Raw genomic sequence first — 25,266 nt, forward strand, 5'->3', positions numbered from 1 at the left:
GGAGCGCCATGATCCCCGGAGAGATCCTCAGCGCGGACGCGCCCGTGCCGCTCAACGCGGGCCGCCCGGTGACCCGCCTCACCGTTCTCAACGCGGCCGACCGGCCCGTCCAGGTCGGCTCGCACTACCACTTCGCCGAGGCCAACCCCGGTCTGGAGTTCGACCGCGCCGCCGCCCGCGGCCTGCGGCTGAACATCGCCGCGGGCACCGCCGTACGCTTCGAGCCCGGCATCCCCGCCGAGGTCGAACTCGTGCCGATCGCCGGACAGCGCGTTGTGGCCGGGCTGCGCGGCGAGACCGCGGGGGCGCTCGATGGCTGACCTCTCGCGGGCCGTATACGCCGACCTCTACGGCCCCACCACCGGGGACCGGGTCCGGCTGGCCGACACCGACCTGCTGATCGAGGTCGAACGCGACCTGGCGGGCGGGCCGGGACTCGCGGGCGACGAAGCCGTCTTCGGCGGCGGCAAGGTGATCCGCGAGTCGATGGGCCAGGCGCGGACCAGCCGCGCGGAGGGCGCGCCCGACACCGTCATCACCGGCGCCGTCGTCCTCGACCACTGGGGCGTGGTCAAGGCGGACATCGGTATCCGCGACGGCCGGATCACCGCGCTGGGCAAGGCGGGCAACCCCGAGACGATGGACGGCGTCCACCCCGACCTCGTCATCGGCCCCGAGACCGAGATCATCGCGGGCAACGGCAAAATCCTCACCGCGGGCACCATCGACGCGCACGTCCACTTCATCTCGCCGACGCTGCTGCCGCAGGCCCTGTCGGCGGGCGTCACCACCGTCATCGGCGGCGGCACGGGACCGGCCGAGGGCACCAAGGCGACCACCGTCACGCCCGGCGGCTGGCACCTGGCGCGGATGTTCGCGGGCCTGGAGGCGTACCCGGTCAACGTGGGGCTGCTCGGCAAGGGCAACACCGTCAACCAGCGGTCCATGCACGACCAACTGCGCGCCGGAGCCGTCGGGTTCAAGATCCACGAGGACTGGGGCGCAACCCCCGCAGCCATCGACGCCTGCCTGACGGTCTGTGAGCGGACCGGCGCCCAACTGGCCATCCACACCGACACGTTGAACGAGGCCGGATTCGTCGAGGACACCCTGGCCGCCATCGCGGGCCGGGGCATCCACGCCTACCACACCGAAGGCGCGGGCGGCGGGCACGCGCCCGACATCATCACCGTGGTCTCGCAGCCGCACGTGCTGCCGTCCTCGACCAACCCGACCCGGCCGCACACCGTCAACACCGTCGAGGAGCACCTCGACATGCTGATGGTCTGCCACCACCTCAACCCGTCGGTCCCCGAGGACCTCGCCTTCGCCGAGTCCCGGATCCGCCCGTCGACCATCGCCGCCGAGGACGTCCTGCACGACCTCGGCGCGATCAGCATCATCAGCTCCGACTCACAGGCCATGGGCCGGATCGGCGAAGTCGCCCTGCGCACCTGGCAGACCGCGCACGTGATGAAGCGACGGCGCGGCGCGCTCCCCGGCGACGGCGCGGCCGACAACCACCGCGCCCGCCGCTATGTCGCCAAATACACCATCAACCCCGCGGTCGCGCAGGGCCTCGACCACGAGATCGGCTCCGTCGAGGCCGGGAAGCTCGCCGACCTGGTGCTGTGGGAACCGGCGTTCTTCGGAGTCAAGCCGCAACTCGTCATCAAGGGCGGGCAGATCGCCTACGCCCAGATGGGCGACGCCAACGCGTCCATCCCCACCCCCCAACCCGTGCTTCCCCGGCCGATGTTCGGCGCGGTCGGCGCCGCGCCCGCCGCCAACTCCGTCAACTTCGTCAACGAGGCGGCGCTGGAGGACGGCCTGCCCGAACGCCTCGGCCTCGGCAAGGAGTTCGTGCCGATCCGCAGTACACGCGCCGTGACCAAGGCCGACATGCGGGAGAACGACGCGCTGCCGAGAGTCGAGGTCGAACCCGACACGTTCACCGTACGGATCGACGGCGAGGTCGTGGAGCCCGCGCCCGCGCCGGAACTCCCCATGGCCCAGCGGTACTTCCTCTTCTGAGACCATGACCCCGACGACACCGCCCCCTACGACCACGACACCGGCCGCGCGCGCCGCCCTGCTGCTGCTCGCCGACGGCCGCTTCCCGGCCGGCGGCCACGCGCACTCCGGCGGCGCGGAGGCCGCGGTCGCGGACGGCCGGGTGCGGGACGCGGCGACCCTGGCGGATTTCTGCCGGGGCCGTCTGCACACCACTGGACTGGTCGCCGCCGCACTGGCCGCGGCGGCGACCTTCGGCCTCGACCCGCTCGTCCTCGACGCGGCGGCCGACGCCCGCACCCCCTCGCCCGCCCTGCGCACCACCTCCCGCAAGCTCGGCCGCCAGCTTCTGCGCGCCGCCCGCGCCGCCTGGCCCGCACCCGCGCTCGACCAGCTCGCCGCCGCCCGCCCGCGCGGCGCCCACCAGCCCGTCGTCCTCGGCGTCACCGCCCGCGCCGCCGGCCTGCTCCCGCAGGACGCGGCACACGTCGCCGCCTACGAGTCCGTCAGCGGGCCCGCGACCGCCGCCGTACGGCTGCTGAGCCTCGACCCCTTCCACGCCGCGGCCGTACTCGCCCGGCTGGCACCGTGCGTCGACGAGGCGGCCGCCGCTGCGGCGCTCGCCGCCGAACGCGCCCTCGCCGAAGGCCCGGACGTGCTGCCCGCCGCGTCCGCGCCGCTGCTCGACCTTGCCGCGCAGGACCACGCCGCCTGGCCCGTACGCCTCTTCGCCTCGTGATTCGCCTCCTGACCCGCCTCCCGATCCGCCTTCCGATCCGCAGCCTGATCCGCCTCTCGATCCGCAGCCTCATCCGCAGCCCGGTTCCGAACGCCGTCCGCACCAACGGAGTTGACCATGCATCTCGACCACCCCGAGACCTTCCCCGAGCGGTACGCGCACTCCTCGCCCGCCGTCCGCGCCGACGGCAGGCGGCGCGCGCTGCGGATCGGGCTCGGCGGCCCGGTCGGGTCCGGCAAGACCGCGACCGTTGCGGCGCTGTGCCGCAGACTGCGCGACGACCTGTCGATCGCCGTGGTCACCAATGACATCTACACGCGCGAGGACGCCGAATTCCTGCTGCGCAACGCGGTGCTGCCCGCCGAACGGATCGCCGCCGTGGAGACCGGCGCGTGCCCGCACACCGCGATCCGGGACGACATCTCCGCGAATCTCGAAGCCGTCGAGGACCTGGAGGACGCGGTCGGCCCGCTCGACCTCATCCTCGTCGAGTCCGGCGGCGACAATCTGACCGCCACCTTCTCCAAGGGACTGGTGGACGCGCAGATCTTCGTCATCGACGTGGCGGGCGGCGACGACATCCCCCGCAAGGGCGGCCCCGGCGTCACCACCGCCGACCTCCTCGTGATCAACAAGACCGACCTCGCCCCCTACGTCGGAGCCGACCTCACCCGCATGTCCCGCGACGCCGCCGCCCAGCGCGGCGACCTGCCCGTCGTCCTCACCTCCGTCGCCGCCCCCGACGGCGTCGCCCCGGTCGCCGCCTGGGTGGGCGACCGCCTGGCCGCCTGGGCCACCGTCCCCGCGACGACGGCGTGAACGACGTGGCGGTCCGCGACACCGCGCGCGGCGTCGTCGCCACGGCGCGGATCGTCGCCGCCCCCGACGGGCACGGCGGTACGGCGCTGCCCGTGCTGGCCGGTGACGGACCGCTGGCGCTGCGGCGCAGCCGGGTCGTCGGCGGCGCCGACGGCGAAGGGGCCGGGGTGATGGTGGTCGGCGCGATGAGCGCGCCGCTCGGCGGCGACCGGCTGCGGATCGAGGCGGAGGTGGGGCAGGGCGCACGGCTCGCGGTGGGGTCCGCCGCGGCCACGGTGTCCCTGCCGGGGCGGGACGGCGGGCGGGCGACGTACGACGTGCGGCTGACCGTACGGGCCGGTGGCGCGCTGCGCTGGCTGCCCGAGCCGGTGATCGCCGCCCACCGCAGCGACCTGCGGATGACCACCCGCGTGGACCTCGGCCCCGGCGCGCGCCTCCTGCTGCGGGACGAACAGATCCTCGGCCGCCACGCGGAACCCCCCGGCCACCTCAGCACCCGGCTGACCGCCCACCTCGACGGCCGCCCGCTCCTGGACCAGGAACTCCGCTTCGGCCCTGGCGCCCCCACCGGCTGGGACGGCCCGGCCGTCCTCGGCCGCTACCGGGCCGTCGGCCAACTCCTGCTGATCGAACCCGGCTTCGCCGACCTCCCGGCCGTCGCCCGCACGCTGCCCGCCGACCCCGCGGAAGGCCGGGCGGCCGTCACCCCGCTCGCGGGCCCCGCCGCGTTGATCACCGCGGTGGCCGCGGACGGCCTGCGCCTGCGCCGTCTGCTGGACGCCGGTCTGGCGGCCGTCCGGGCCGCGAGCGCCCCGGCCGATTAGGGCGTGTCCGGGTAAACGGCCGTCACCCGTGCGGCGGCAGCCACCTCACGCCCAACTCGTCCGCAGAATCACACTTTGATGAAGAATCACCCGCCTGGCCTGTTCACAGACGACTCACAGGGGAAAGGATTCGCTCCGCAGCAACTGTGACCACCGTGGCCACAAGCCACGGACCAGGAGGGGAGTTTCCGCCTTGAGACGCACGATCGTGCTCGTCTCCACCGGCGCCCTGATCGCGGGCGCCATCGCAGCCGCCCCGGCGGCCACCGCACAGTCGCACGACCAGCCGTCGAGATCGGCGCGGTCCGTCACCGTACCCGAGTCCGTCGGCGTGGTGATCGCCGCCGCGAACGCCGCCCGCAAGGGCATCGACTGGGCGGCCTGCCCGGCGAGTTGGAACATTCCGTCGCCGATCACCTGCGGCTATGTGACCGTGCCCGTCGACTACGGCAAGCCGTTCGGCGCGACCGTCAAGCTGGCCGTGGACCGGGCGGGCAACACCGGTACCCCGGCCGAACGGCAGGGCGCGCTGATCTACAACCCGGGCGGTCCCGGCGGTTCGGGACTGCGCTTCCCGGTCCGGGTCACCACCTCCTCCGCGCTGTGGGTCAAGACGGCGAAGGCGTACGACTTCGTGGGCTTCGACCCGCGCGGCGTCGGCCACTCCGCCCCGATCTCCTGCGAGGACCCGCAGGAGTACGTGAAAGCCCCCAAGGCCGACCCGGTGCCGGACAGCGAGGCCGACAAGCTCGCGCAGCGCAAGCTCGCCGCCGAGTACGCCGACGGCTGCCTGGAGCGCACCGGCGCGCGGACGCTCTCCCAGATGACCACGCAGAACACCGCCCGCGACCTGGACGTCATCCGCGCCGCGCTGCACGAGAAGAAGCTCAACTACCTGGGCGTCTCCTACGGCACGTACCTCGGCGCGGTCTACGCGACGCTCTTCCCGACGCACGTGCGCCGGTTGATCGTGGACAGCGTCGTCAACCCGGCGCAGGACCAGATCTGGTACCGGAACAACCTGGACCAGGACGTGGCCTTCCAGGGCCGCTGGGACGACTGGGAGGCGTGGGTCGCGACGTACGACTCCGTCTACCACCTCGGCGACACGCCCGCGAAGGTCGAGCAGAAGTGGCTCGCGCTGCGCGCCGCCGCCAAGAGCCACCCGATCGGCGGCGTCGTCGGGCCGAACGAACTCCTCGGCTTCTTCCAAAACGCGCCCTACTACGACTCGACGTGGGCCACGGTCGCGGGCGTCTGGAGCCGCTACGAGGCGGGTGACACCCAGGCGCTGCTCGACGCGGCGGCGCCCGACCTGTCCGACACCGCGGGCAACATCTCGGCCGAGAACAGCAACGCCGTGTACACCGCGGTGGAGTGCACCGACGCCAAGTGGCCCACGAATTGGCGCACATGGGACCGGGACAACACCGCGCTGCACGCCAAGTACCCCTTCCTGACGTGGGAGAACGCCTGGCTGAACCTGCCGTGCGCCACCTGGGGCGTCAAGCAGCAGCGCCCGGTGGACGTCCGCTCGCACCACGGGCTGCCCGCCGTGCTGATCGTGCAGAGCACCAGGGACGCGGCGACCCCCTACACCGGGGCGCTCGAACTCCACCGCCGCCTGGCGGGCTCCCGCTTGATCACCGAGAAGGACGCGGGCTCGCACGGCGTCACCAACCTGGTGAACCCGTGCATCAACTCCCGTGTCGAGAGCTATCTGTTGACGGGCACGGTCGACGCCCACGACGTGGTGTGCGGACCCCACGCCGCACCCGTCCCCGCCGCGCCCTAGGGCGAGGAACCGGCGAGACCGCGTACGGGCGGTCCACCCACCTTCACGGTGCGGTGGGCCGCCCGCCGCGCGTCCGGCGTGACGGCCGCGCCGCCACGGGGCGACGACGACCGCGGTACGGCTACGGCCGCTTCGCGGCGGTGTCGCTGAAGGCGGCGGCGAAGGCCGCACGGGTGGGGGAGGCCGCGCGCCGGTCCAGGACCGCGAAGACGGCCTGGTCGAAGGCGCCCACGAAGCGGCCGTCGCCGGTCAGCAGCCGGGCGAAGGCGGCGGCCACCCGCGCCGGGTCGTTCATGAAGACCCCGCAGCCCCAGGCGCCCAGCACCAGCCGCCGGTAGCCGTGTACGGCGGCCACCTCCAGGACCCGCTCGGCGCGCGCGTCGAGGGCCGCTCCGACGAGGGGCACGCGCTCGGGCGTCGTGCGCGCGATGACCCCGGCGTTCGGCGCGGGCGAGGTCAGGAAGCCGACGGTGTACGGCACGTCGAGCAGCGTGCCGCTGTCGTCGCGGAAGACCGGCACGGCGGGGGAGTGGATGACGCGGTCGCTGTAGAAGACATCGGTGTCCGCCCGGTGGTGGGCGTAGAACTCGGGTGCGCGCAGCAGACAGGTGTAGAGCGCGGAGGAACGGCACAGCGCCTCCTCCTGCGCCTGCGCTCCCTTGACGTAACCGCCGCCGGGGTTGCGTGCGGAGGCGAAGTTGAGCACGGCCACCGCGCCGCCCGCGGCGTCTGCCGCGACCAGCCTGGCCGCCGCCTCCATGCTGCTCTCCGGCGTCACCTCGCAGCGCACGGGCCCGTCGCCCCACGCTCCCTCGCCGGGGACCGCGACCGGCGCGGGGCCGTACATCCGGGTCCCCTCGGCCGCCGCCGCGACGGCCTCGCCGAGCGGGACGTACCGTCCGGCCGGGGAGTCGTACCCGCCCTCCGCCGCGATCCGCTGATTCTCCGTGGCGATGTTCCGCAGACGAGCACTCATGCCCAGGACGGTAGGGCGTGTACGGGCTCCGGCGCGAGTGAATTCGGGCGGTCGCGGCGGCCGTCGGCCGATCCGTACGGGCTGATCCCGGACTTCGTACGGCTTCGTCCGGCCTTCCGGCCGGCTTCTTGCGGGCGGCGGTAGACGCGATATATCGTGAGTCGCGTTCCGTTTCCCTGGGAGGTAGTGCCGTGTCCGAGCTGTCCCCGAAGGCGCGTTCCGGCGAGCCGAGGATGCGGGCGTCCGACGACGAGCGCGACCGTACGGCGGCGCTGCTGGCGGAGGCATTCGCCGCGGGCCGGCTGACCGCCGAGGAGCACGCCGAGCGGATGGAGGCGGCCTACGCCGCCAGGACCCGCGGCGACTTGGCGCCGCTCACCGCCGACCTGCCCGCCCCCGCGCCCGGCGCCCCGCTCGCCTCGCCCGCCGACAACGAGGCGGTGCGGGCGCTGTTCAGCAAGGTCCGCCGCTCGGGCCAGTGGCCGGTGCCGCCGCACACCGTCGTACGGGCCAGCTTCGGCGCCGTCGTGATCGACCTGCGGCAGGCGGTGTTCACCCGCCGCGAGGTGGTCATCCAGGCCGACTCCTTCTTCGGCAAGGTCGAGGTCATCGTCCCCGACCACGCGCAGGTCTACGACGTCGGCACGGCGCTGTTCGGCAAGCGCTCCCAGCACGGCCGCCGCAGCGACAAGAGCGGCGTGGACGGACCGGTCGTGCGGATCACCGGACGCTCCGTCTTCGGCCACGTCCGGGTGATGCGCCGCTTCAAGTGGCCCTGGCGGGACGGCCGCTGACGCCGCGGCGCCGACCGGGCGTCACGCCCCGCGCCCGGCCAGCCAGCGGTCCTCGGCCGCGTAGTCGAACCAGTCGCCGTGCTCCGACAGCCGCGCGGGCAGCGGGAACACCTCGCGCCAGTCCGCCTTGTCCAGCTCCGCCGCCAGCCAGGCCACCGTCCCCGGCAGCGACTCCTCGTACGAGGTCACCGCGCGGTAGCCCAGTTCGCGCTCGGCCGCCGACATGTCCAGCACCATCGGGTACGGCATGCCCCACGGAGTGTCGCCCACGGTCGGCTCCGGCGGCGGCCCGTCCACCAGCACGGTCTCGCTGGTCACACCGAGCGCCCGGTCCACCGCTGCGGAGATCTCCGCGACCGTCGGCACCCGCGGATCACCCGCGTTGAGCGCGCGGGAGCCCGGCTTCGCCGCCGCCAGCCGGACCAGCTCGGCGATGTTCGACGCGTGCACCGGATGGAACCGGCTCCTGCCCCCGTACGCCAGCACCCGCACCGGACGGCCGTCCAGCGCGCGTTTGACGAAGTAGATCTCACGCGGCAGCGGACTGTGCGGGCCGTGGATCGCCCCGGCGCGCAGCAGCGTCGACGGCAACCGCTCGCCCGCCTCCAGCAGTGTCCGCTCCAACTCGACCTTGCGGGTGCCGTACGTCGAGGGGCCCGGCGCGACCGTCGCGCAGGTCTCCGGGAGCGGCACCGGGAAGCGCGGGGAGCCGTCCGGCTCGGCCTGCGTGTCGAAATTGCGGCCCGCCTCGTCCTCGTACACCGCCGCGCTGGAGATCACCACCGCGGAACCGATCCGGTCGGACAGCGACAGCAACTGCCGTGCGTCGGCGCCGTCGTAGGCCACACAGTCCAGTAGGACGTCGCAGCCGTCGCCGAGCGCCGCGGCCAGCGCGGCGCTGTCCGAGCGGTCGACCCGGACCGTACGCACGCCCGGCGGCCACCCCTCGTCCGATCCGCCGCCGCGCGAGGCGGCCGTCACCTGCCAGCCGTCCGCGGCCAGGGCGCGTACGGCCTGCCGCCCGATCTGTCCAGAAGCGCCGATCACGAACGCGGTTCCCGTCATGGTGAGGACGCTATGCGGGCGGGCACCGCGCGGAACAGAGGGGTTCGCCCTGCGCGGATTCGCCCTCGGCGCAACCCCGGCAGCGCGAGAAGGAGCCCCGGCAGCGCGAGGCGGAGCCCCGGCAGCGCGTGGCGGGGTCCCGGCGGGGCGCGGCGCAATCCCGGCGGGGCGGGAACAGGCCCCGGATCAGGACGACTTGCGGCGCAGCCGCCCCCCGGTGCCGCCCTGCGCGAGCGACGCCTGCTCGGCCTTCACCTCGCCCGCGTACCGGTCCACGTACTCCTGCCCGGACATCGCCATGATCGCGTACATGATCTCGTCGGTCACCGACCGCACCACGTACCGCTCTTCCTCCATGCCGAAGAAGCGGCTGAAGTCCAGCGGCTCGCCGAAGCGGATGGTGACCCGGCCGATCCGCGGGAACTTCCGTCCCGGCGGCTGGAGTTCGAAGGTGCCGAGCACCGCGCAGGGGATCACGGGGGCCTGGGCGCGCAGCGCCATCAGCGCGACGCCGGTCCTGCCGCGGTACAGCCGCCCGTCGTGCGAGCGGGTGCCCTCCGGGTAGATGCCCAGCAGCTCGTCGCGCTCCAGGACCTCGATCGCCGCGGTGACGGCCGCCTGCGACGCCTTGCCGCCCGACCGGTCGACCGGGATCTGTCCGACGCTGCGGAAGAACGCCGCCGTCAGCCGCCCCTTCAGACCGGGACCGGTGAAGTACTCGGCCTTGGCCAGGAAGGTGATGCGGCGCGGCAGGATCGCGGGCATCACGAAATGGTCGGTGAACGACAGGTGATTGCCCGCGATGATCGCCCGGCCGCTCTCGGGGATGTTCTCCATCCCCTCGATCCGGGGCCGGAACATCAGCCGCAACAGCGGCCCGAGGACCACGTACTTGAGCAGTCGGTAGAACACGGTGGCTGCCTCCCCTGACACGTCCCGGTGCGCCCGGAGAGCGGTGCCCCGATCCTCGGTGCCCCGGCAGAGTAGTGCCCGCGCCCCCGCCGCGCGAGCCCGGAGCACGCCCACGACCCGCGCCTTTGCCCGGCCCGGGGCGTACGCACGGTTCTCCGGTCAGTGTCCGGCCGGCCCCGACTCCTCGCCCTGCCCGGCGTGTTGGGCCGCGCGCGGCATCAGGAAGGCCACCAAGAAGGCAGCGGCGAGCCCGCCCGCCGCCATCAGCAAGGTGGCCACGGCCGCCGCGCCCATGCCGTGTCCGGTCCGGGCGAAGAAGGCCGTGCCCAGGACGGCGACGCCGATCGAACCGCCGAGCTGCTGCACCGCGTTGAGCACCCCGGAGGCGGAGCCGGTCTCCTGGTCGGACACACCCGCCAGCGCGATGTCGAAGAACGGCGCCATCACCACACCGAGTCCCGCGCCGCTGACCAGCAGGGACGGTACGAGCTGCCAGCTCGTCACGGAGTCGCCCGCCAGGCGCACGGTCAGCGCCACCGCGCCCACGGACAGCGCGGTGAGCAGCAGCCCGCCCTGTACGGCACGGCGGCCGTAGCGCGGGCCGAGCCACATGCCGGACAGCGTCGCGCCGACGGCGGAGCCGAACGCCCAGGGGATCATCGTCGCGCCCGCGTGCAGGGCGCTGAAGCCGAGCCCGTACTGGAGGTAGAGGGTGACCACCAGCATCAGGCCGGTCAGCGCCGCGAAGAAGACCAGGCCGACGGCGAGGGAGCCGGTGTAGCCGCGGTGCCGGAACAGCCCCGGCTCGATCAGCGGCGAGCCGCCGCGGGCCCGTACCGACTTCTGGTAGCGCGCGAAGAGGACGAGGACCGGTACGGACGCCGCCATGCAGAGGTGACTCCACAGCGGCCAGCCCAGGTCGCGGCCCTGCACCAGCGGATAGACCAGCAGCAGAACGGCTACGCTGAGGATGCCGACACCCGGCACGTCGAGCCGGGGCGGCCGTGGGGCGCGGCCCTCCGGCAGAACGCGCAGGGCGGCGGCGAAGGCGACGAGCGCGATCGGCACATTGATCAGGAAGATCGCCCGCCAGCCGGTGCCGAAGAGATCGGCGTCGGTCAGGAAACCGCCGAGCACCGGGCCGGCGACCGCCGCCAGACCCATCACCGGCCCGAACACGCCGAAGGCGGCGCCCATTTCGGCCGGCGGAAAGACCTCCCTGATCAGGCCGAGGCCCTGCGGCACCATCATCGCGGCGAACGCGCCCTGCGCCGCCCGCATGCCGATCAGCATGTCCGCGGAGCCCGAGCAGGCGCACAGCAGCGAGCAGACCGCGAAGCCCGCCACCCCGATCAGGAACATCCGGCGGCGGCCGACGATGTCACCGAGCCGCGCCCCGGTGATCATCAGGACGGCGAAGGCGAGGGTGTACGCGGCGGCGATCCACTGGATACGGGTGGAGCTGCCGCCGAAGTCCGCCTGGATCGAGGGCGAGGCCACGCCGACGATCGTGGCGTCCAGCAGGTCCATCACCTCCACGGCCAGGACCACGGCGAGGGCGAGCCAGCGCAGCCGCGCACCGCCGGCCGGGGCCGCGTCCGGCTCCGACGCGCGATCCGGGTCCTCGGTGAGGGTCGATGCGGTCACGGTGATTCCTCCGGGCGGTGGCGGGACGGCGTGCTGGGAACGAACACTGTTCTACTTACGAACACTGTTCGCGTCAAGTACGATGTTCGCAGCCGCTGTCCCTGGAGGTTCCACCGCCGTGACCGAGATCCCCGCCCCGCCCTGGGGGCCGACCCGCAAGCGCGCGCCGCGCCGCGTCCTCAGCCAGGACGGGATCATCGCGGCGGCCCTGCGGATCGTCGACACCGAGGGCATCGACGCGATGAGCATGCGCCGGGTCGCCCAGGAGCTGGGCACGGGAGCGGCCTCCCTCTACGCGCACGTCGCCGGGCGGGACGAGCTGATCGCCCTGGTCCTCGACCGGGTCAGGGCCGAGATCCACTGCCCGGTCCCCGACCCCGAGCGGTGGCAGGAGCAGGTGAAGGACGTGATGCGGCAGGCCCGCGCGGCGCTGGCCGCGCACAGCGACCTGGCCCGGCTCTCGATCGAGATCGGCGTCCCCACCGGTGAGAACGCGATGCGCACGGCCGAGGGCGTGCTCGCCATCCTCGCCGCGGGGCGACTGCCCGTGCAGGTCTGCGCCTACGGGGTCGACGCGCTCGCGCTGTACGTCACCGCCGCCGCGGCCGAGGAGGCCGCCCTCGCCTTCCGCACCGGCGTCACGACGGCGGGCAAGGACGACTTCCTCGCCCAGGTCCGCGACTACTACAAGAGCCTGCCCAGCGGGCAGTTCCCCGTCATCACCGGCATGGTCGACGAGCTGATGCGGGACGTCGGCGACGAACGCTTCGAATTCGGCCTCGACCTGCTGGTCTCCGGCCTCGCCCGGCACGCGGCCCCGGCGGCGGGGGAGTAGGCCGCCCGCCCAGATCCGGCCGCCCGCCCGTATCCGGCCGCCTGCCCCGATCCGGCCGCCCGCCCGTATCCGTATCAGGCCGGTCGGCCGCCCGCCCGGCCCGGGGCTCGCTCAGCCGGCCCGCTCGTTCGGCGCGCCCGCACACTCAGTGCGGCTCCCGGATCGCCGCCGCCCCCGCCGTGCACAGCCCCAGCACCACCCAGCCGAACCACAGCCAGCCGTTCGACCCCAGTGCCACGGTGTAGGCGACCACCGCCACCAGAAACGCCACCGTGGTCAACGCCATCGCTTTCACGGAACCCGGCATCGCACGCCTCCCTTCCGCAGGCGCGTGCGCGCACCCGCCGACGAGGCGGAAGCCGTATCGCGGCCCTTCCTTCATGGTGACCCCACGGGCACCCCGCGCGCCACCACGCCTCACGGCCCGCCGCGCGCCAGGCCGCTCACCACTCCCCGTCGGTCACCCGGCCCGGATCGTCGCCCAGGTGCTCGACCTGCTCCGGCTTCGGCGGCGCCCACGGCTGCTCGTCGTCGCCCAGCCAGTCACCGACCGGCCTGACCCCGGTCAACGGCTCGGTGGCGGCCAGATCCTCGCCGTCCGCGTCGTAGTAGTCGAACCACGGCAGCCCCGCCGCGTTGTACGCCGCCCGGTCCACCGGGGACGCGGGCGCCGGTTCGCCGGTGATCTCCCGCCACTGCGGGGCCGTCGCCAGATGGACGAAGACCCGGCCGGACGGCTTCTTCCGCCAGTCGTGCGCGGGCCGCTCGTCGCGGTACACCTCCTGGCGCATCCGGCCGCCCGCGCCGAGCCCCATCGCGGGCGCCGACCTGGCCGCCATCGGTGCGGGCGGCGGCACGGGACCCCCGCCAGGGGCCATCGACGGGAGCGCGGGCCCGCCGTACCCCCCGGCCGCCTGCGCCGACACACCCCACGGCCCGTTCGTCGTCACCGTCCTGCGGCTCTGCTCGGCGCGCCAGCGCGCCAGCGGCTCCTCGCGCAGCTCGAACACCTGGAGCTGCACCCCGCCCCAGACCTCCTCGCCGGAGACCTGCCCCTCCACGGTCGCCCCGAGCCCCAGGGGCACGGCCACGAACTGCCGGATCGTGCCGGGGCCGGAGTTGATGCCGTCCAGCCACGGCTGCCGGGGCAGCACCACGTAATTCTGCGGGTCGCGCGACAGCCGGTCGCTCCACGGCCGGCCCGACACCGCGCACACCTTCCCGACACCGACCTGGAGGGCGGCGGGCGCGGCCGAGGAGAAGCTGAGCCACATCGCCTCGCGCTGATACACCGGCAGCAGCACCCCGCCGTGCGCGCGCCACCGCTCCGGAGTCCGCCCGGCGAAGTCGCCCACGCGGCGCAGCGGGAAGGAGCCCAGGCCGGGCGGCAGCGGGTGCGTGCCCTTCTCGGGCAGCCGCAGCGTCCGCATGAAGCGGACCGTCACCCCGCCGGGCAGCTCCAGCGCCGCCCCCGAGATCCGTACCTGTTCGCCCATCCCGGGCCCCCCTCCGTCAGCCGCGACCGCGCGCCTCCAACGATGCCAAATACGCGTTGTACGCGACGAGTTCCGCGTCACCGTCGCGGTCCGCGGCCCGGTCGCCGCGCCGTGCCTGCCGCTGCTCGGAGGTGTACCACTGGAAGAGCAGCGCCACCAGCACGACGACCGACGGGATCTCGCTGAACGCCCAGGCGATGCCGCCCGCCGCCGTCTGGTCGCCGAGCGCGTCGATGCCCAGCGAGGCGGGCGGGTGCTTGAAGGTGGTCAGCATCGGCTCGCTGGCCATCATGACCGCGATGCCGAAGAACGCGTGGAAGGGCATCCCCGCGAACAGCTCCAGCATCCGCATCACATAACCGGGCCGGTGCGGCCCCGGGTCGACGCCCATGATCGGCCAGAAGAACAGCAGGCCCACCAGCAGGAAGTGCACCATCATCGCGATGTGCCCGGTCCTGGTGTGCATCAGCGTGTCGAAGATCGGCGAGAAGTACAGCCCGTACAGGCTCGCGATGAACAGCGGGAGCGTGAAGGCCGGGTGCGTGATGATCCGCAGATACCGGCTGTGCAGCAGCTTCACCAGCAGCTCGCGCGGTCCGGTGCGCCCGCGCTCGGCGGCGGGCAGCGCCCGCAGCGTCAGCGTCACCGGGGCGCCCAGCAGGATCAGGATCGGCGAGAGCATGCTCAGCACCATGTGCTGCACCATGTGCACGCTGAACATGACCATGCCGTAGTCGTTGAGCTTGGTGCACATCACCAGAGCGACCGTCAGCACCCCTGTGACGAACGCCACGGTACGGCCGGGCGACCACGAGTCGCCGCGCCGCCGCAGCCGCAGCACACCCCAGCCGTAGAGGACCAGCGCCACCAGGCAGCCGATGAGGAAGAACGGATCGCCGCCGCTGAACGACAGCCCCCGGCCGAGGGTGAACGGCGGCAAGTCCATGTGCATGCCGTGTCCGCCGTGGTCCATCCGTCACTCTCCTGTCGCGCCGGGCCGCGTGCTGCCGGTCCGGCCCGTGCTCCGATTCGACCCTTGTGCCCGCTCCAGAGTAGAACCGCCCCCGGACGCCGATTCGGCCGGGGGCGGGGAGCGCCGACGCACGTGGTCGGAGCACGTCATGAAGCGTCAGGACACGCCACTCACAGCACGCACTCGGCCTCGACGTACCGCTCGGCGGGCACCGTCTTCAGGTGCTCGACGGCCTCCCCGAGCGGGACCAGCGTGATGTCGGTGCCGCGCAGCGCCGTCATCATGCCGAACCGGCCCTTGTGGACGGCCTCCACGGCGTGCCAGCCGAAGCGGGTGGCGAGAACGCGGTCGTACGCGGTGGGCGTGCCGCCGCGCTGGACGTGCCCGAGGATGACCGGCCTGGCCTCCTTGCCCAGCCGCTCCTCCAGCTCGACCGAGAGCTGGTTGGCGACGCCGCTGAACCGCTCGTGGCCGTAGATGTCGGTCGCGCCCGAGGTGAAGTCCATGGTGCCCTCGCGCGGCTTGGCGCCCTCGGAGACCACCACGATCGCGAACTTCTTGCCCGCTTCGAAGCGCTGGCCGACGACCCGCGCCAGCTCCGACACGTCGAACGGCCGCTCCGGCACCAGGATCGCGTGCGCGCCCGCCGCCATCCCGGAGTGCAGCGCGATCCACCCGGTGTGCCGCCCCATGACCTCCACGATCAGCACCCGCTGGTGCGACTCGGCGGTGGTCTTGAGCCGGTCCAGGGCCTCGGTGGCCACCATCACGGCGGTGTCGAAGCCGAAGGTCACGTCCGTGGACGCGATGTCGTTGTCGATGGTCTTGGGCACACCGACGATGGGCAGGCCCGCGTCCGACAGCAGCCGGGCCGCCTTGAGGGTGCCCTCACCGCCGATCGGGATGATCGCGTCCAGGCCCAGGTCGGCCACGTGGCCCCTGGCCTGTTCGACCCCGCCGCGCAGGTGGGCGGGCTGGACCCGCGAGGAGCCGAGGATCGTGCCGCCGCGCGCGAGGATGCCGCTCACGGCATCGAGGTCCAGCTTGCGGTAGTCGCACTCGAGCAGGCCCTTCCACCCGTCGTGGAAGCCGATGACCTCGTCACTGTGGTCCACCACGGCGCGGTGCACCACGGACCGGATGACGGCGTTCAGCCCGGGGCAGTCGCCGCCGCTGGTCAGCACACCAATACGCATTGCTCTCGTTACTCCCGCAACTCGACCGGACGGCCGGACCCCGTCGTCCGGATGGATCGCAGCCAGCTTACCGAGAGCGGCTGTCACGCCTCCACGGCGACCGAACTGCGGACACCTGACGATTACTCAAACTCCGGGGAACGCCTGCGCAGCGTGACGGACCCACCCCGGACCCCCGCCGACGCACGACGCCCGCGCCCTCCTGCGAGGACACGGGCGCGGTACGGGTCAGGCGGGCCGGAACGGTGTCACGCGGGCTGTACGGCCGCCGCGATCCGCTCGGCGCGCAGCGCCTCGAACCACTGGTCGTCGACCGGCGGCAGCGCGTTGACGTCCAGCGCGAGCTTGATCAGCAGGTCGGCGATCTGCGGATTGCGGGCCATCACCGGACCGTGCATGTACGTGCCGAAGACCGTGTCGTTGAAGGCGCCCTCGGTGCCGTCCCCCGTGCCGTTGCCCTTGCCCATCCGCAGCCGGGCCAGCGGCCTGGCCTGCGGGCCGACATGGGTGACGCCCTGGTGGTTCTCGAAGCCGGTCAGCGGCGGCAGATTGAGGTGCGGGTCGATGTCGGCCAGGACGTCGCCGACGCACCGCTCGCCCTCGCCGCGCACGCTCACCACGTCGAGCAGGCCGAGGCCGGGCTCGGGGCGGCCCAGGTCGTTGACGAACTCGTGGCCGAGGATCTGGTAGCCCGCGCAGACCGAGAAGACGATCGCGCCGTTGGCGACCGCCCGGTTCAGCCCGCCGTCGCGGCGCAGCCGCTCCGCGGCCAGCCGCTGCGGGCGGTCCTCGCCGCCGCCGATCAGATAGATGTCACCGGACGTCGGCACCGGCTGGTCGGAGCGGACGTCGACCCGGGTGACCGGCACCCGGCGCTGCTGGGCGCGGCGCTCCACGACCAGCGCGTTGCCCTGGTCGCCGTAGGTGCTCAGCAGGTCGGGGTAGACCCACACCAGGCGGAGGCTGGACTCACTCATGCGTGCTTCTCCTTGTCCGTCGTCAGCAACGTGACGCGATGTGACGCGACGTGGTCGCGGTCAGTTGCCGACCCGGCGGCGCAGGTCCTGGAAGGCGGTGTAGTTGGCGATGGCCTCGATCCGGCCGGGCGGCGCGGAGCGCACCGCCTCGTCGAGGTTGGCGCAGACCCGGAACTGGAGCCCGGCGACCTCCAGGCGGACCGCGAGGTCCAGCTTGCGGTCGCCGATCACCATGATCGGGTGTCCGGCCAGCCGGGTGTAGTCCACGTCCCACAGCCAGGAGGTGTCGGTGCCGTCGGCGCCGCGCGCGTTGACCGACAGGATCACCGGGGTGGGCGGGCCGTCGATCAGCGAGAAGGTCTCCAGCCAGCCGGCCGGGTTCTTCGCCAGCAGCAGCCGCAGTTCGCGCTGCTGGAAGCTCACCACGTCGTAGCGGCCCGCGACCGCCTGCACCGCGTACATCCGCTCCAGCGCGACCTTGGGGTCGATGCCGAAGGCCGCGGCGGCGGCGGCCGAGACCGCCGCGTTCGACTTGTTGGCGCGGCCCGGGAGCTGGAGGTGGATCGGCCAGGCGGAGCCGTGCGGGTCGATCACGTGGTCGCCGGACAGCGCCCAGGTCGGGGTGGGGCGGCGGAAGCCGCACTCGGCGCAGAACCAGTCCTCCGACGGGCGTTGCAGGACGCCGCCGCAGGACGGGCACGACCAGGCGTCGTCCTTCCACTCCTGGCCCGCCGCGACCCACACCACGGTCGGGCTGGAGGAGGCGGCCCAGGTGATCAGCGGGTCGTCGGCGTTGGCGATGATGATCGCCTCGACGCCTGCCAGGCCCTCGCGCCACTTCTCGGCCAGCATGCGGGTCTCGGCCGCGCGGTCGAGCTGGTCGCGGGAGAGGTTGAGCAGCGCGATGGCCTTGGGGGCGACGTCGCGGGCGACGCCCGCCAGGTACTTCTCGTCGACCTCGATCACGCCGAAGCGCGCCTCGGAGCCGCCCGCCAGCGCGGAGGTGATCCCCGCGGGCATGTTCGCGCCGAGCGCGTTGGAGACGACGGGGCCGCCCGCGCGCAGCGCCTCGGCCAGCAGCCGGGTGGTGGTGGTCTTGCCGTTGGTCGCCGACACCAGGATCACGTCGAGGTGCCGGGCGAGCCTGGCCAGCAGGTCGGGGTCGAATCTCAGCGCCACCTTGCCGCCGATCACCGAGCCGCTGCCACGGCCTGCCGCACGCGACACGCCCGCCGCCACCTTGCCCGCCGTCACGGCCAGTTTCGCCCGCGGCGACAGCGGCTCCGAGTTGCCTGCCATCGTCTCTCTTCCTCCTCGACTGCGACCGGCCCCGCTGCCCCGTGGCGGCTGGTTGTACGCCTCCGAGCGCCACTTGGGCGGCCGACAAGGTTCGGTCCCGGCTCAGCCTATCGACTCCGGGCCCCCGGACCGCACCGCGCCGCCCCGGTCGGACCGTGCGCCGAACTCCACGCGCACCGGGGGCATCCGCGCCACCGGCGCTGTCTGTGGGGACGGGTGCGGCCCGCTCGCGGTTCCTGATCCGCCGACCGCGTTACAGCCCCGGGCTGCCCGCACGGTCGCCGGCCGCCGCGAGGCGGCCCCACAGCAGGTCGGCCAGGTGCCTGACCAGCAGGTCGCGGGAGAACGGCCGCTCGCCGAGCCACCAGTCGCCCGCCGCGTACATCATGCCGACGATGCCGTGTCCCCAGGCGCGGGCGAGCTGCTCCGAGTCGGGGCCGAGGTCGAGGCGTTCGGCGATCACCTCGGCCAGGTCCTCGCCCATGCGGCGCAGCAGCGGTACGGAGTGCCGTCCGGCGTCCAGTCCCTTGTCGCCGTCGGCGGGCGCCTCGGCCGGGTGCATCAGGAAGCGGTAGACCTGCGGGTGGGCCTCGATGGCGGACAGATACGCGTGCAAGGTGGCCTCGACGCGGTCCCTGCGGTCGCCGGGGGAGTCCAGCGCGGCCCGCAGGGTGGCCAGCAGCGCGTCGGTGTGCCGCTTGGCCAGCGCCCGGTACAGGCCGCTCTTGTCGCCGAAGTGCCGGTAGAGGATCGGCTTGGTGATGCCCGCCTCGGCGGCGATGGCGTTCATGGACGCCTCGGGCCCGTCCCGCAGGACGACGCGGTCGGCCGCTTCGAGCAGCTCCGCCCGGCGCCGCTCCGTGGCCGTCCGCTGGTCCTGCCGCTGGCCGGTGTCCACCCGCGCCTCCCCAATTGTTCGATTGCTGGTGGTCAGCGCAACGTAACACCCCGCCAGCCGCCCCCCGCGCGCGGCGGAATGAGTTGACATGGCCTACCGGTCGGTAACAGACTGCTGTTACCGCTAGTAACTGGCACGTGGAGGGGAAGATGGGCGACTTCACGCTCGAACTCAATGACGACCAGCAGTCCGTGCGCGACTGGATCCACGGCTTCGCCGCCGACGTGATGCGCCCGGCCGCCGCCGAATGGGACGAGCGCGAGGAGACCCCGTGGCCCATCATCCAGGAGGCCGCCAAGATCGGACTGTACTCGCTGGACTTCTACGCCCAGCAGTTCTTCGACCCCACGGGCCTGGGCATCCCGCTCACCATGGAAGAGCTGTTCTGGGGTGACGCGGGCATCGCCCTGTCCATCGTCGGCACCGGACTCGCCGCCGTCGGCGTCCTCGCCAACGGCACCGAGGAGCAGATCGGCACCTGGGTCCCGCAGATGTACGGCGACGCCGACGACGTCAAGCTCGCCGCCTTCTGCTCCTCCGAGCCCGACGCGGGCTCCGACGTCTCCGCGATGCGCACCCGCGCCGTCTACGACGAGGCCACCGGCGAGTGGGTGCTCAACGGCACCAAGACCTGGGCCACCAACGGCGGTATAGCCAACGTCCACGTCGTCGTCGCCGTGGTCGACCCGGAGCTGGGCACCAAGGGCCACGCCTCCTTCATCGTGCCCCCCGGCACCCCCGGCCTGTCCCAGGGGCAGAAGTTCAAGAAGCACGGCATCCGCGCCTCGCACACCGCCGAGGTCGTCCTGGAGGACGTACGGATTCCCGGCGACTGCCTGCTCGGCGGCAAGGACAAGCTCGACGAGCGGCTGGCACGGGCCCGCGAACGGGCCAAGTCGGCCCATGGCGGCGAGCGGGTGAAGAACGCGGCGATGGCCACCTTCGAGGCCTCCCGCCCGGCGGTCGGCGCCATGGCCGTCGGCACGGCGCGCGCCGCGTACGAATACGCCCTCGAATACGCCACCGGCCGCGAGCAGTTCGGCCGCCCGATCATCGACAACCAGGGCGTCGCCTTCCAGCTCGCCGACATGCGCACCCAGATCGACGCCGCCCGCCTCCTGGTCTGGCGCGCCTCCTGGATGGCGACGGCGGGCAAGCCCTTCACCTCCGCCGAGGGCTCGATGTCCAAGCTCTTCGCCAGCGAGACCGCCAAGAAGGTCACCGCCCAGGCCATCCAGATCCTCGGCGGCAACGGCTACACCCGCGAGTACCCGGTGGAGCGCATGCACCGCGACAGCGCGATCTACACGATCTTCGAGGGCACCAGCGAGATCCAGCGTCTGGTCATCGCCCGCACGCTGTCCGGGATGCCGCTGCGCTGAGGCGGCGCGACGGCACAGGGCTCAGGGGCGGACGCCGGGGGTGTCCGCCCCTGACGCATGTCCCGGCGGCCACCCCCTCGTTGGGCAGGGTGTACATCATCCGATACGCGCTGATTTCCGGCGCAAGCCCCGGGGAGGGCCGATGGCCGACCCGCAGTGGAAACGACTCATCGAACACGTCATGGCGGTCCCGGAACGCGTCTACGAACACTGGAGCGGCGCCGACGGCTGGGACAACGACACCGAATTCGGCAAGGAGTACGGAGAGAACCGCGTCTCCTGGTGCGTGATCTTCGACTGGGACATGTACCACGACGTCGGTCTCGACCAGGCCGTCCCGAAGACCGACAACGTGACCGCGTTCAGCACATGGGCCCGACGCAAGGGCGCCTGGTCCGCGTACCCGAGCATCGGCGCCTGGGTGAATCTGGACGGCGGCGGGCACACCGAGATCGTCACCGGCTTCGACGAGCGCTACGTCCACACCAAGGGCGGCAACAGCGTGAAGGCCGGGGCCACCGACCGGGGCCAGGGCAACGGCGTGTGGTCGCACCGTGAACTGCGTCACGCCCAGCGCGTCACCGGCTACTTCGCGCCGCGCTTCCCCGACGGGATCTGCCCGCCGACCGCGGACCCCGCCGACCCGCGCGGCGGCACGGCGGTCGCCTCCTACCGAGTGCGCCCGACCGCCACCACGCACCCGGCGCCCGCGTTCCCCGGCCGTGAGTACTTCGTCCTCGGCGCGGTCAGCGACCACACCCTGCTGCTCCAGACCTGGCTGCAACGCGGCAACTGGGGCCCGCCGTACAAGGTCGGCCCGTCCCGCACCATGACCGCGCTCGACCTGACCAAGGTCAAGGCCCTCCAACGGCACTACGTCGCCGCGCTCGGCCCGGCGGACGGCGCCGTCGGGCCGCTGACCTGGCTGTACGCCTACGAGGTCGCGTACGGCCTGCGCGCGAGATGACCGCCGCCGCCCGGCGCGGCCCCGCGTGACTAGTCCCCGTCGTTGCGGTAACCGCGCAGCAGGAACCAGGCGAGGAACACCACACCGACCACCGAGACGACGATGATGCTGCGCATCACCGGACCGGGGCCGGGCGAATTCGACATCGCGAACGTCGTGACGTCGTGGAACGCGCCGAGATCCATGTGGGTATGCATGGGGGTACTCCTTATGGTCCGGCTGCCCAGGGTAGACCCGCGCCCCGAGCCGTCCGCGCTCCGGGTCGGCCCGCGCGCCGACCCGGAGCGCGCGCCCAGGTCAGTGGCCGGAATGCGGGCAAAGCGGCACCAGTGTGTCCGGGCGGTCACCGCACGCGCACGTCGTCTGGTTCAATAGGACACATGGCCAGCACTACTGACTCCGGGACAGGTCGCGACGACCTCGAACCCTTCTGGCCGTCCCGGCAGGAGCACCACTTCGACCGCTGGTGTTGCCGCGCGACCCCCGCGCGGACCCGCGTCCTGAGCTGACCCCGCCGCACCGGCTTCCGAGCCGCTGCCCGCAGCCACCGGTCCCCGCGCAATACGGCGTCCTGACGACCCCATCGCGCGAAAGAGCCGAATCATGTCGAACCTGCCGAACGTCCACTCCCTTTCCACGCTGCCCGCCCGACCGGGCGGCGCGCCCTCCTCCGGCGGCGCTCCGGCCGTCAACCGGCAGCGACTGCGCGCCGTACGCCCCGACGAGGTGCCGCCCGCACCGGACTTCCTGCCGCCCGGCGCCACCTGGCTGCCCGCGCCGGGACATGTGCTGCCCACCATCCCCGGCGGCGCCCCGATGGTCGGTTACCTGGTGCTCGTCCCGGCCGAGCAGGTCCCGACCGCCGTCCCCGCCCCGGCCCCCGAGTTCCGCACCGGCCGGACGGAGACCTCCGACCCGCTGTCCCAGGTGCCGATCAGCATCGACGACGAGCGCCGCACCGCCGCGGTCGACGGTCGCCAACTCGACCTGACCTACCTGGAGTTCGAACTGCTCGCGCACCTCGTCGCGCACCCGCACCGGGTGCACTCGCGCGACCAGCTCGTGACCACGGTCTGGGGATACGGGCATGTCGGCGACGGCCGCACGGTCGACGTCCACGTCGCCCGGCTGCGCCGCAAGCTCGGCGCGGAGCACCGCGCCAGCATCGTGACGGTGCGCCGGGTCGGCTACAAGTACGCCCCCGCCGCGCCGGTATCGACCGCGGGCGCGACCGCGGCTACGGCACGACCGTGACCGGCCACCGTCCGGCTTTCACGAGCCGGACGGCGACCGAGCCGACGAACCGGTGCCCGGCGCGCTCCGAGGCGCCCACCACGACCGCGTCCGCGGTGAGCTGTTCCGCGGCCGTGGTCAGGCCGTTGTAGGGGTCGCCGCGGAAGGTGTGGAACTCCCATCGCACCGTGAACGTCCCCTGCAACCGCTCGACGGAGTCGCGGATCTCCGCCATGAGCTGCTCGGCGATCCCGGTGTCGACCTCCGACACCGGGACCCCGAGGGCGGCGCCGGTCGGCATGTACGGCTGCACGTAGACCAGGGCGAGCAGCGCGTGCTGCCGCCGCGCGAGCCCCGCCGCGTACGCGGCGGCCCGCCACGACGTGTCGGAGCCGTCCAGTCCGGCGAGGATGACCTTCGGTCCGTCCGTGCCGCGCTCGAAGTGCGCCGGCAGCTTCTGCTCTTCCACGCGCGCCAGGCTATCGGCCTCCGGCCTGCGGTTTCATCCCCCGGCACGCAGCGTTCTCACTCCAATGGGCGCATTGCCACGACATGTGCACCTTTGCGGGGCACGCTGTGCGAGAGGAGTGAAACAGGCGGCGGTACCGCGCCGGAGCCGCGCACCCCACGGGTGCGGTCGGCGTACCCGCGACGGCTCGCCGCCCACGCCGCTACCGGGGAGGTTTGTGATGCCGAGCGTGTCCACGAACGTGTTCGTGTCGAGGCCGACCACGGAGGTCTTCGACTTCCTCGCCGACGCCCGCAATCTCGCCCTGTGGAGCTCGGGGGTGGCCTTCGTCGACTCGGCGCCCGTCCCGCCGGGCGTGGACGCGGAGTACCGCTACCGCTACCCCGGACGGCGCAGACCGCACCGGCTGGTCTGCGCCGCCTTCGAACCGGGCCGCCGGATAGTCTTCCGCGGCCAGCGCATGTGGTGCCCGCTGGGCACCCAGGTGCCCGTGTACGGCTTCGAGCTCGCCCCGCACGCCGACGGCACGCTGGTGCGGCTGTCGGTCACCAGCTCGCTGCGCGCGGCCCTCGTCCTGCTCGCCCCGGTCGTGGCCATGGCCTGGCGCCGTGACCTGCCCGCGGACGCCAGGAAATTCTGCGATCTGCTCGGCGGCTCCCGCGCCCCGGCCGCCCCGCTGCACGCTCCCGTGTCCGCTCCCGCGGTCGCCTCGGCCCCCGAGGACCCGGCGCGGTCCACGTCCGCGCCGAGTGGCTTTGACTTCGCTCATTGAGTGTTAAACTAATAATGTGAAGACGTTCGCACACGTTCTTCACCCTTTACTGCCCCGGCCTGGTCCCCCCGTCCCGGCCGGGGCTCCTCCATGTCCGGACCCGCTGCGGGCCCGCTCCGGGCCCGCCCCGAACCCGCGCCGGGCTCGTTCCTGCCTGTGTCCGGCCCGCGCCGGCCTGCCTCGGGGGTCGACTGTCAGACCCTCGTCGTACGGTGCGGACATGAACGACGCACATGAGCCGCGACTTCGCATCGAGCCCTGGTCGGCGGACGACCTGTGGCTGCTCCGCAGGACGAACACACCCGAGATGACCGAGTACCTCGGCGGACCGGAGACCGAGGAGCAACTGCTCTCCCGGCACCAGCGCTACCAGGACATCGAGAAGACCGGCGGCAGGATGTACCGCGTGGTGCTCGTCCCGGACGGCGAGGTCGCCGGTTCCATCGGCTTCTGGGAACAGACGTGGCGGGGCGGGAAGGTCTACGAGACCGGCTGGGCGATCCTCCCGGAGTTCCAGGGCCGGGGCCTGGCGGCGGACGCCGCCCGCGCGGTGACCGAGGCGGCCAGAGCCGCCGGTGCCCACCGCCACCTGCACGCCTTCCCCAAGGTCAGCCACCCGGCGTCGAACGCCGTCTGCCGCAAGGCCGGATTCACGTTGCTGGGCGAGGCCGACTTCGAGTACCCCAAGGGCAACCCGATCACGTGCCACGACTGGGTGATCGACCTGACGCCGGACGCCCCTGAGGCTGACCCGGCCGGAGGTCCCACGGCGACCGGCTGACGGTCGCAGGGCGTTCGCGGGCCGCCGCGGGCCGTCAGGAACCGGCGGCCCGCAGTTGGGGCACGATCTGCTGCCGTACGTAACCGCGCACGTCCTGGCCGCGCAGGCCACCACGAATCACCGTCACCGAGTGCGCGGCGGCGGCCTTCCGCAGCCGACGCGCGGCCAGCGGGCCCACACCGCCGCCGATCACCAGCGCCGTCACACCGCCCGCACCGATCAGGGAGACGGCGTCGCGCGCGCCGGTGACGCCACGCGCGTCGAAACCCTCCTCGCGAAGGACCGTGGTCGCGGAGCTGACAATGCTCTCCATACGGCCGATTACCACAACGGTCATGCTTAGCTGCTGCCCATCCACACCCCGCACACACCCGGCTGGCGCTCATCCGCCACCACCGCACCGA

At 73.0% G+C, this 25,266-nt stretch carries 28 protein-coding genes; 14 read left to right on the top strand and 14 right to left on the bottom strand.

Features of this window, described 5'->3' with window-relative positions:
- The first annotated feature begins 8 nt into the window (after positions 1-8).
- From ACZ4EF_RS12715 to ACZ4EF_RS12740, 6 genes are all read left to right on the top strand, one after another.
- The gene (locus ACZ4EF_RS12715) at positions 9-320 is read left to right on the top strand and encodes an urease subunit beta (protein ID WP_355341174.1); all 312 of its coding nucleotides are present in this window, start codon (positions 9-11) and stop codon (positions 318-320) included.
- A complete protein-coding gene (locus ACZ4EF_RS12720) occupies positions 313-2,034 on the top strand; it encodes an urease subunit alpha (protein WP_467504247.1) in 1,722 nt (573 codons plus the stop codon). Before ACZ4EF_RS12715 ends, ACZ4EF_RS12720 begins: the two co-directional genes overlap by 8 nt.
- A 4-nt stretch (positions 2,035-2,038) precedes the next feature.
- The gene (locus tag ACZ4EF_RS12725; RefSeq protein WP_355341168.1) at positions 2,039-2,752 is read left to right on the top strand and encodes an urease accessory protein UreF; all 714 of its coding nucleotides are present in this window, start codon (positions 2,039-2,041) and stop codon (positions 2,750-2,752) included.
- Between the two features lie 117 nt (positions 2,753-2,869).
- A complete protein-coding gene (gene ureG / locus ACZ4EF_RS12730; protein ID WP_467504249.1) occupies positions 2,870-3,571 on the top strand; it encodes an urease accessory protein UreG in 702 nt (233 codons plus the stop codon).
- Entirely contained in the window at positions 3,568-4,395 is an 828-nt protein-coding gene (locus ACZ4EF_RS12735; RefSeq protein WP_467504251.1) for an urease accessory protein UreD, read from the top strand. Before ureG ends, ACZ4EF_RS12735 begins: the two co-directional genes overlap by 4 nt.
- 193 nt (positions 4,396-4,588) lie before the next feature.
- A complete protein-coding gene (locus tag ACZ4EF_RS12740; protein ID WP_401311165.1) occupies positions 4,589-6,190 on the top strand; it encodes an alpha/beta hydrolase in 1,602 nt (533 codons plus the stop codon).
- A 121-nt stretch (positions 6,191-6,311) separates the two neighbouring features.
- On the opposite strand, the gene ACZ4EF_RS12745 is transcribed toward ACZ4EF_RS12740, so the two are convergent.
- Entirely contained in the window at positions 6,312-7,166 is an 855-nt protein-coding gene (locus tag ACZ4EF_RS12745) for a TIGR02452 family protein (RefSeq protein WP_467504253.1), read from the bottom strand.
- Between the two features lie 191 nt (positions 7,167-7,357).
- Between ACZ4EF_RS12745 and ACZ4EF_RS12750 the strand changes: the two genes are divergently transcribed.
- Positions 7,358-7,960, top strand: coding sequence for a DUF1707 SHOCT-like domain-containing protein (locus ACZ4EF_RS12750; RefSeq protein WP_355341153.1), 603 nt, complete (start codon positions 7,358-7,360; stop codon positions 7,958-7,960).
- Positions 7,961-7,981: 21 nt separating this feature from the next.
- On the opposite strand, the gene ACZ4EF_RS12755 is transcribed toward ACZ4EF_RS12750, so the two are convergent.
- The 3 genes from ACZ4EF_RS12755 to ACZ4EF_RS12765 all read right to left on the bottom strand — a co-directional run bounded on the left by ACZ4EF_RS12755 (position 7,982) and on the right by ACZ4EF_RS12765 (position 11,584).
- A complete protein-coding gene (locus tag ACZ4EF_RS12755) occupies positions 7,982-9,025 on the bottom strand; it encodes an NAD-dependent epimerase/dehydratase family protein (protein WP_391161974.1) in 1,044 nt (347 codons plus the stop codon).
- 186 nt (positions 9,026-9,211) lie between these two features.
- Positions 9,212-9,937, bottom strand: a complete 726-nt coding sequence (locus ACZ4EF_RS12760) for a lysophospholipid acyltransferase family protein (RefSeq protein WP_467504256.1) — start codon at positions 9,935-9,937, stop codon at positions 9,212-9,214.
- A 159-nt stretch (positions 9,938-10,096) separates the two neighbouring features.
- On the bottom strand, positions 10,097-11,584 hold the full coding sequence (locus ACZ4EF_RS12765) for an MFS transporter (protein WP_467504258.1): 1,488 nt from the start codon (positions 11,582-11,584) through the stop codon (positions 10,097-10,099).
- Between the two features lie 118 nt (positions 11,585-11,702).
- Between ACZ4EF_RS12765 and ACZ4EF_RS12770 the strand changes: the two genes are divergently transcribed.
- Positions 11,703-12,419, top strand: coding sequence for a TetR/AcrR family transcriptional regulator (locus ACZ4EF_RS12770; RefSeq protein ID WP_467504260.1), 717 nt, complete (start codon positions 11,703-11,705; stop codon positions 12,417-12,419).
- 145 nt (positions 12,420-12,564) lie between these two features.
- Here ACZ4EF_RS12770 and ACZ4EF_RS12775 read toward each other — a convergent pair whose 3' ends face one another.
- The 7 genes from ACZ4EF_RS12775 to ACZ4EF_RS12805 all read right to left on the bottom strand — a co-directional run bounded on the left by ACZ4EF_RS12775 (position 12,565) and on the right by ACZ4EF_RS12805 (position 19,258).
- Positions 12,565-12,726, bottom strand: coding sequence for a hypothetical protein (locus ACZ4EF_RS12775; protein ID WP_355341139.1), 162 nt, complete (start codon positions 12,724-12,726; stop codon positions 12,565-12,567).
- A gap of 136 nt (positions 12,727-12,862) precedes the next feature.
- On the bottom strand, positions 12,863-13,915 hold the full coding sequence (locus ACZ4EF_RS12780) for a hypothetical protein (RefSeq protein WP_467504262.1): 1,053 nt from the start codon (positions 13,913-13,915) through the stop codon (positions 12,863-12,865).
- A gap of 16 nt (positions 13,916-13,931) precedes the next feature.
- Positions 13,932-14,888: a cytochrome c oxidase assembly protein gene (locus tag ACZ4EF_RS12785; RefSeq protein WP_467504264.1), complete on the bottom strand. Its 957-nt coding sequence runs from the start codon at positions 14,886-14,888 to the stop codon at positions 13,932-13,934.
- A 170-nt stretch (positions 14,889-15,058) separates the two neighbouring features.
- A complete protein-coding gene (locus ACZ4EF_RS12790) occupies positions 15,059-16,084 on the bottom strand; it encodes a 6-phosphofructokinase (RefSeq protein ID WP_188282470.1) in 1,026 nt (341 codons plus the stop codon).
- Positions 16,085-16,332: 248 nt separating this feature from the next.
- On the bottom strand, positions 16,333-17,061 hold the full coding sequence (locus tag ACZ4EF_RS12795; RefSeq protein ID WP_188282469.1) for a type 1 glutamine amidotransferase: 729 nt from the start codon (positions 17,059-17,061) through the stop codon (positions 16,333-16,335).
- 60 nt (positions 17,062-17,121) lie between these two features.
- Positions 17,122-18,360, bottom strand: a complete 1,239-nt coding sequence (locus tag ACZ4EF_RS12800; RefSeq protein ID WP_355341129.1) for a MurT ligase domain-containing protein — start codon at positions 18,358-18,360, stop codon at positions 17,122-17,124.
- A gap of 253 nt (positions 18,361-18,613) precedes the next feature.
- The gene (locus ACZ4EF_RS12805; RefSeq protein ID WP_188282467.1) at positions 18,614-19,258 is read right to left on the bottom strand and encodes a TetR/AcrR family transcriptional regulator; all 645 of its coding nucleotides are present in this window, start codon (positions 19,256-19,258) and stop codon (positions 18,614-18,616) included.
- A gap of 149 nt (positions 19,259-19,407) precedes the next feature.
- Here ACZ4EF_RS12805 and ACZ4EF_RS12810 point away from each other — a divergent pair, with 149 nt between their 5' ends.
- Positions 19,408-20,640: an acyl-CoA dehydrogenase family protein gene (locus ACZ4EF_RS12810; RefSeq protein ID WP_355341126.1), complete on the top strand. Its 1,233-nt coding sequence runs from the start codon at positions 19,408-19,410 to the stop codon at positions 20,638-20,640.
- A gap of 142 nt (positions 20,641-20,782) precedes the next feature.
- Entirely contained in the window at positions 20,783-21,607 is an 825-nt protein-coding gene (locus ACZ4EF_RS12815) for a hypothetical protein (RefSeq protein WP_355341123.1), read from the top strand.
- A 29-nt stretch (positions 21,608-21,636) separates the two neighbouring features.
- On the opposite strand, the gene ACZ4EF_RS12820 is transcribed toward ACZ4EF_RS12815, so the two are convergent.
- Positions 21,637-21,804, bottom strand: a complete 168-nt coding sequence (locus tag ACZ4EF_RS12820; protein WP_355341375.1) for a hypothetical protein — start codon at positions 21,802-21,804, stop codon at positions 21,637-21,639.
- A 183-nt stretch (positions 21,805-21,987) separates the two neighbouring features.
- Here ACZ4EF_RS12820 and ACZ4EF_RS12825 point away from each other — a divergent pair, with 183 nt between their 5' ends.
- A complete protein-coding gene (locus ACZ4EF_RS12825; protein ID WP_262928374.1) occupies positions 21,988-22,116 on the top strand; it encodes a hypothetical protein in 129 nt (42 codons plus the stop codon).
- Positions 22,117-22,210: 94 nt separating this feature from the next.
- Positions 22,211-22,861: a winged helix-turn-helix domain-containing protein gene (locus ACZ4EF_RS12830; RefSeq protein WP_401853848.1), complete on the top strand. Its 651-nt coding sequence runs from the start codon at positions 22,211-22,213 to the stop codon at positions 22,859-22,861.
- Here the strand turns inward: ACZ4EF_RS12830 and ACZ4EF_RS12835 are convergent.
- On the bottom strand, positions 22,845-23,309 hold the full coding sequence (locus ACZ4EF_RS12835) for a universal stress protein (protein ID WP_355341116.1): 465 nt from the start codon (positions 23,307-23,309) through the stop codon (positions 22,845-22,847). The genes ACZ4EF_RS12830 and ACZ4EF_RS12835 overlap by 17 nt on opposite strands.
- A gap of 229 nt (positions 23,310-23,538) precedes the next feature.
- Between ACZ4EF_RS12835 and ACZ4EF_RS12840 the strand changes: the two genes are divergently transcribed.
- Positions 23,539-24,081 (top strand): SRPBCC family protein, encoded by a 543-nt coding sequence (locus ACZ4EF_RS12840; RefSeq protein WP_355341113.1) that lies wholly within the window; start codon positions 23,539-23,541, stop codon positions 24,079-24,081.
- 220 nt (positions 24,082-24,301) lie between these two features.
- Complete coding sequence (locus ACZ4EF_RS12845; protein ID WP_467504268.1) at positions 24,302-24,862, top strand: GNAT family N-acetyltransferase; 561 nt, start codon at positions 24,302-24,304, stop codon at positions 24,860-24,862.
- A 34-nt stretch (positions 24,863-24,896) separates the two neighbouring features.
- Here ACZ4EF_RS12845 and ACZ4EF_RS12850 read toward each other — a convergent pair whose 3' ends face one another.
- Entirely contained in the window at positions 24,897-25,199 is a 303-nt protein-coding gene (locus tag ACZ4EF_RS12850) for a hypothetical protein (RefSeq protein WP_355341107.1), read from the bottom strand.
- Positions 25,200-25,266 lie beyond the last annotated feature (67 nt).

It is taken from the genome of Streptomyces sp. NPDC025721 (assembly GCF_055558595.1).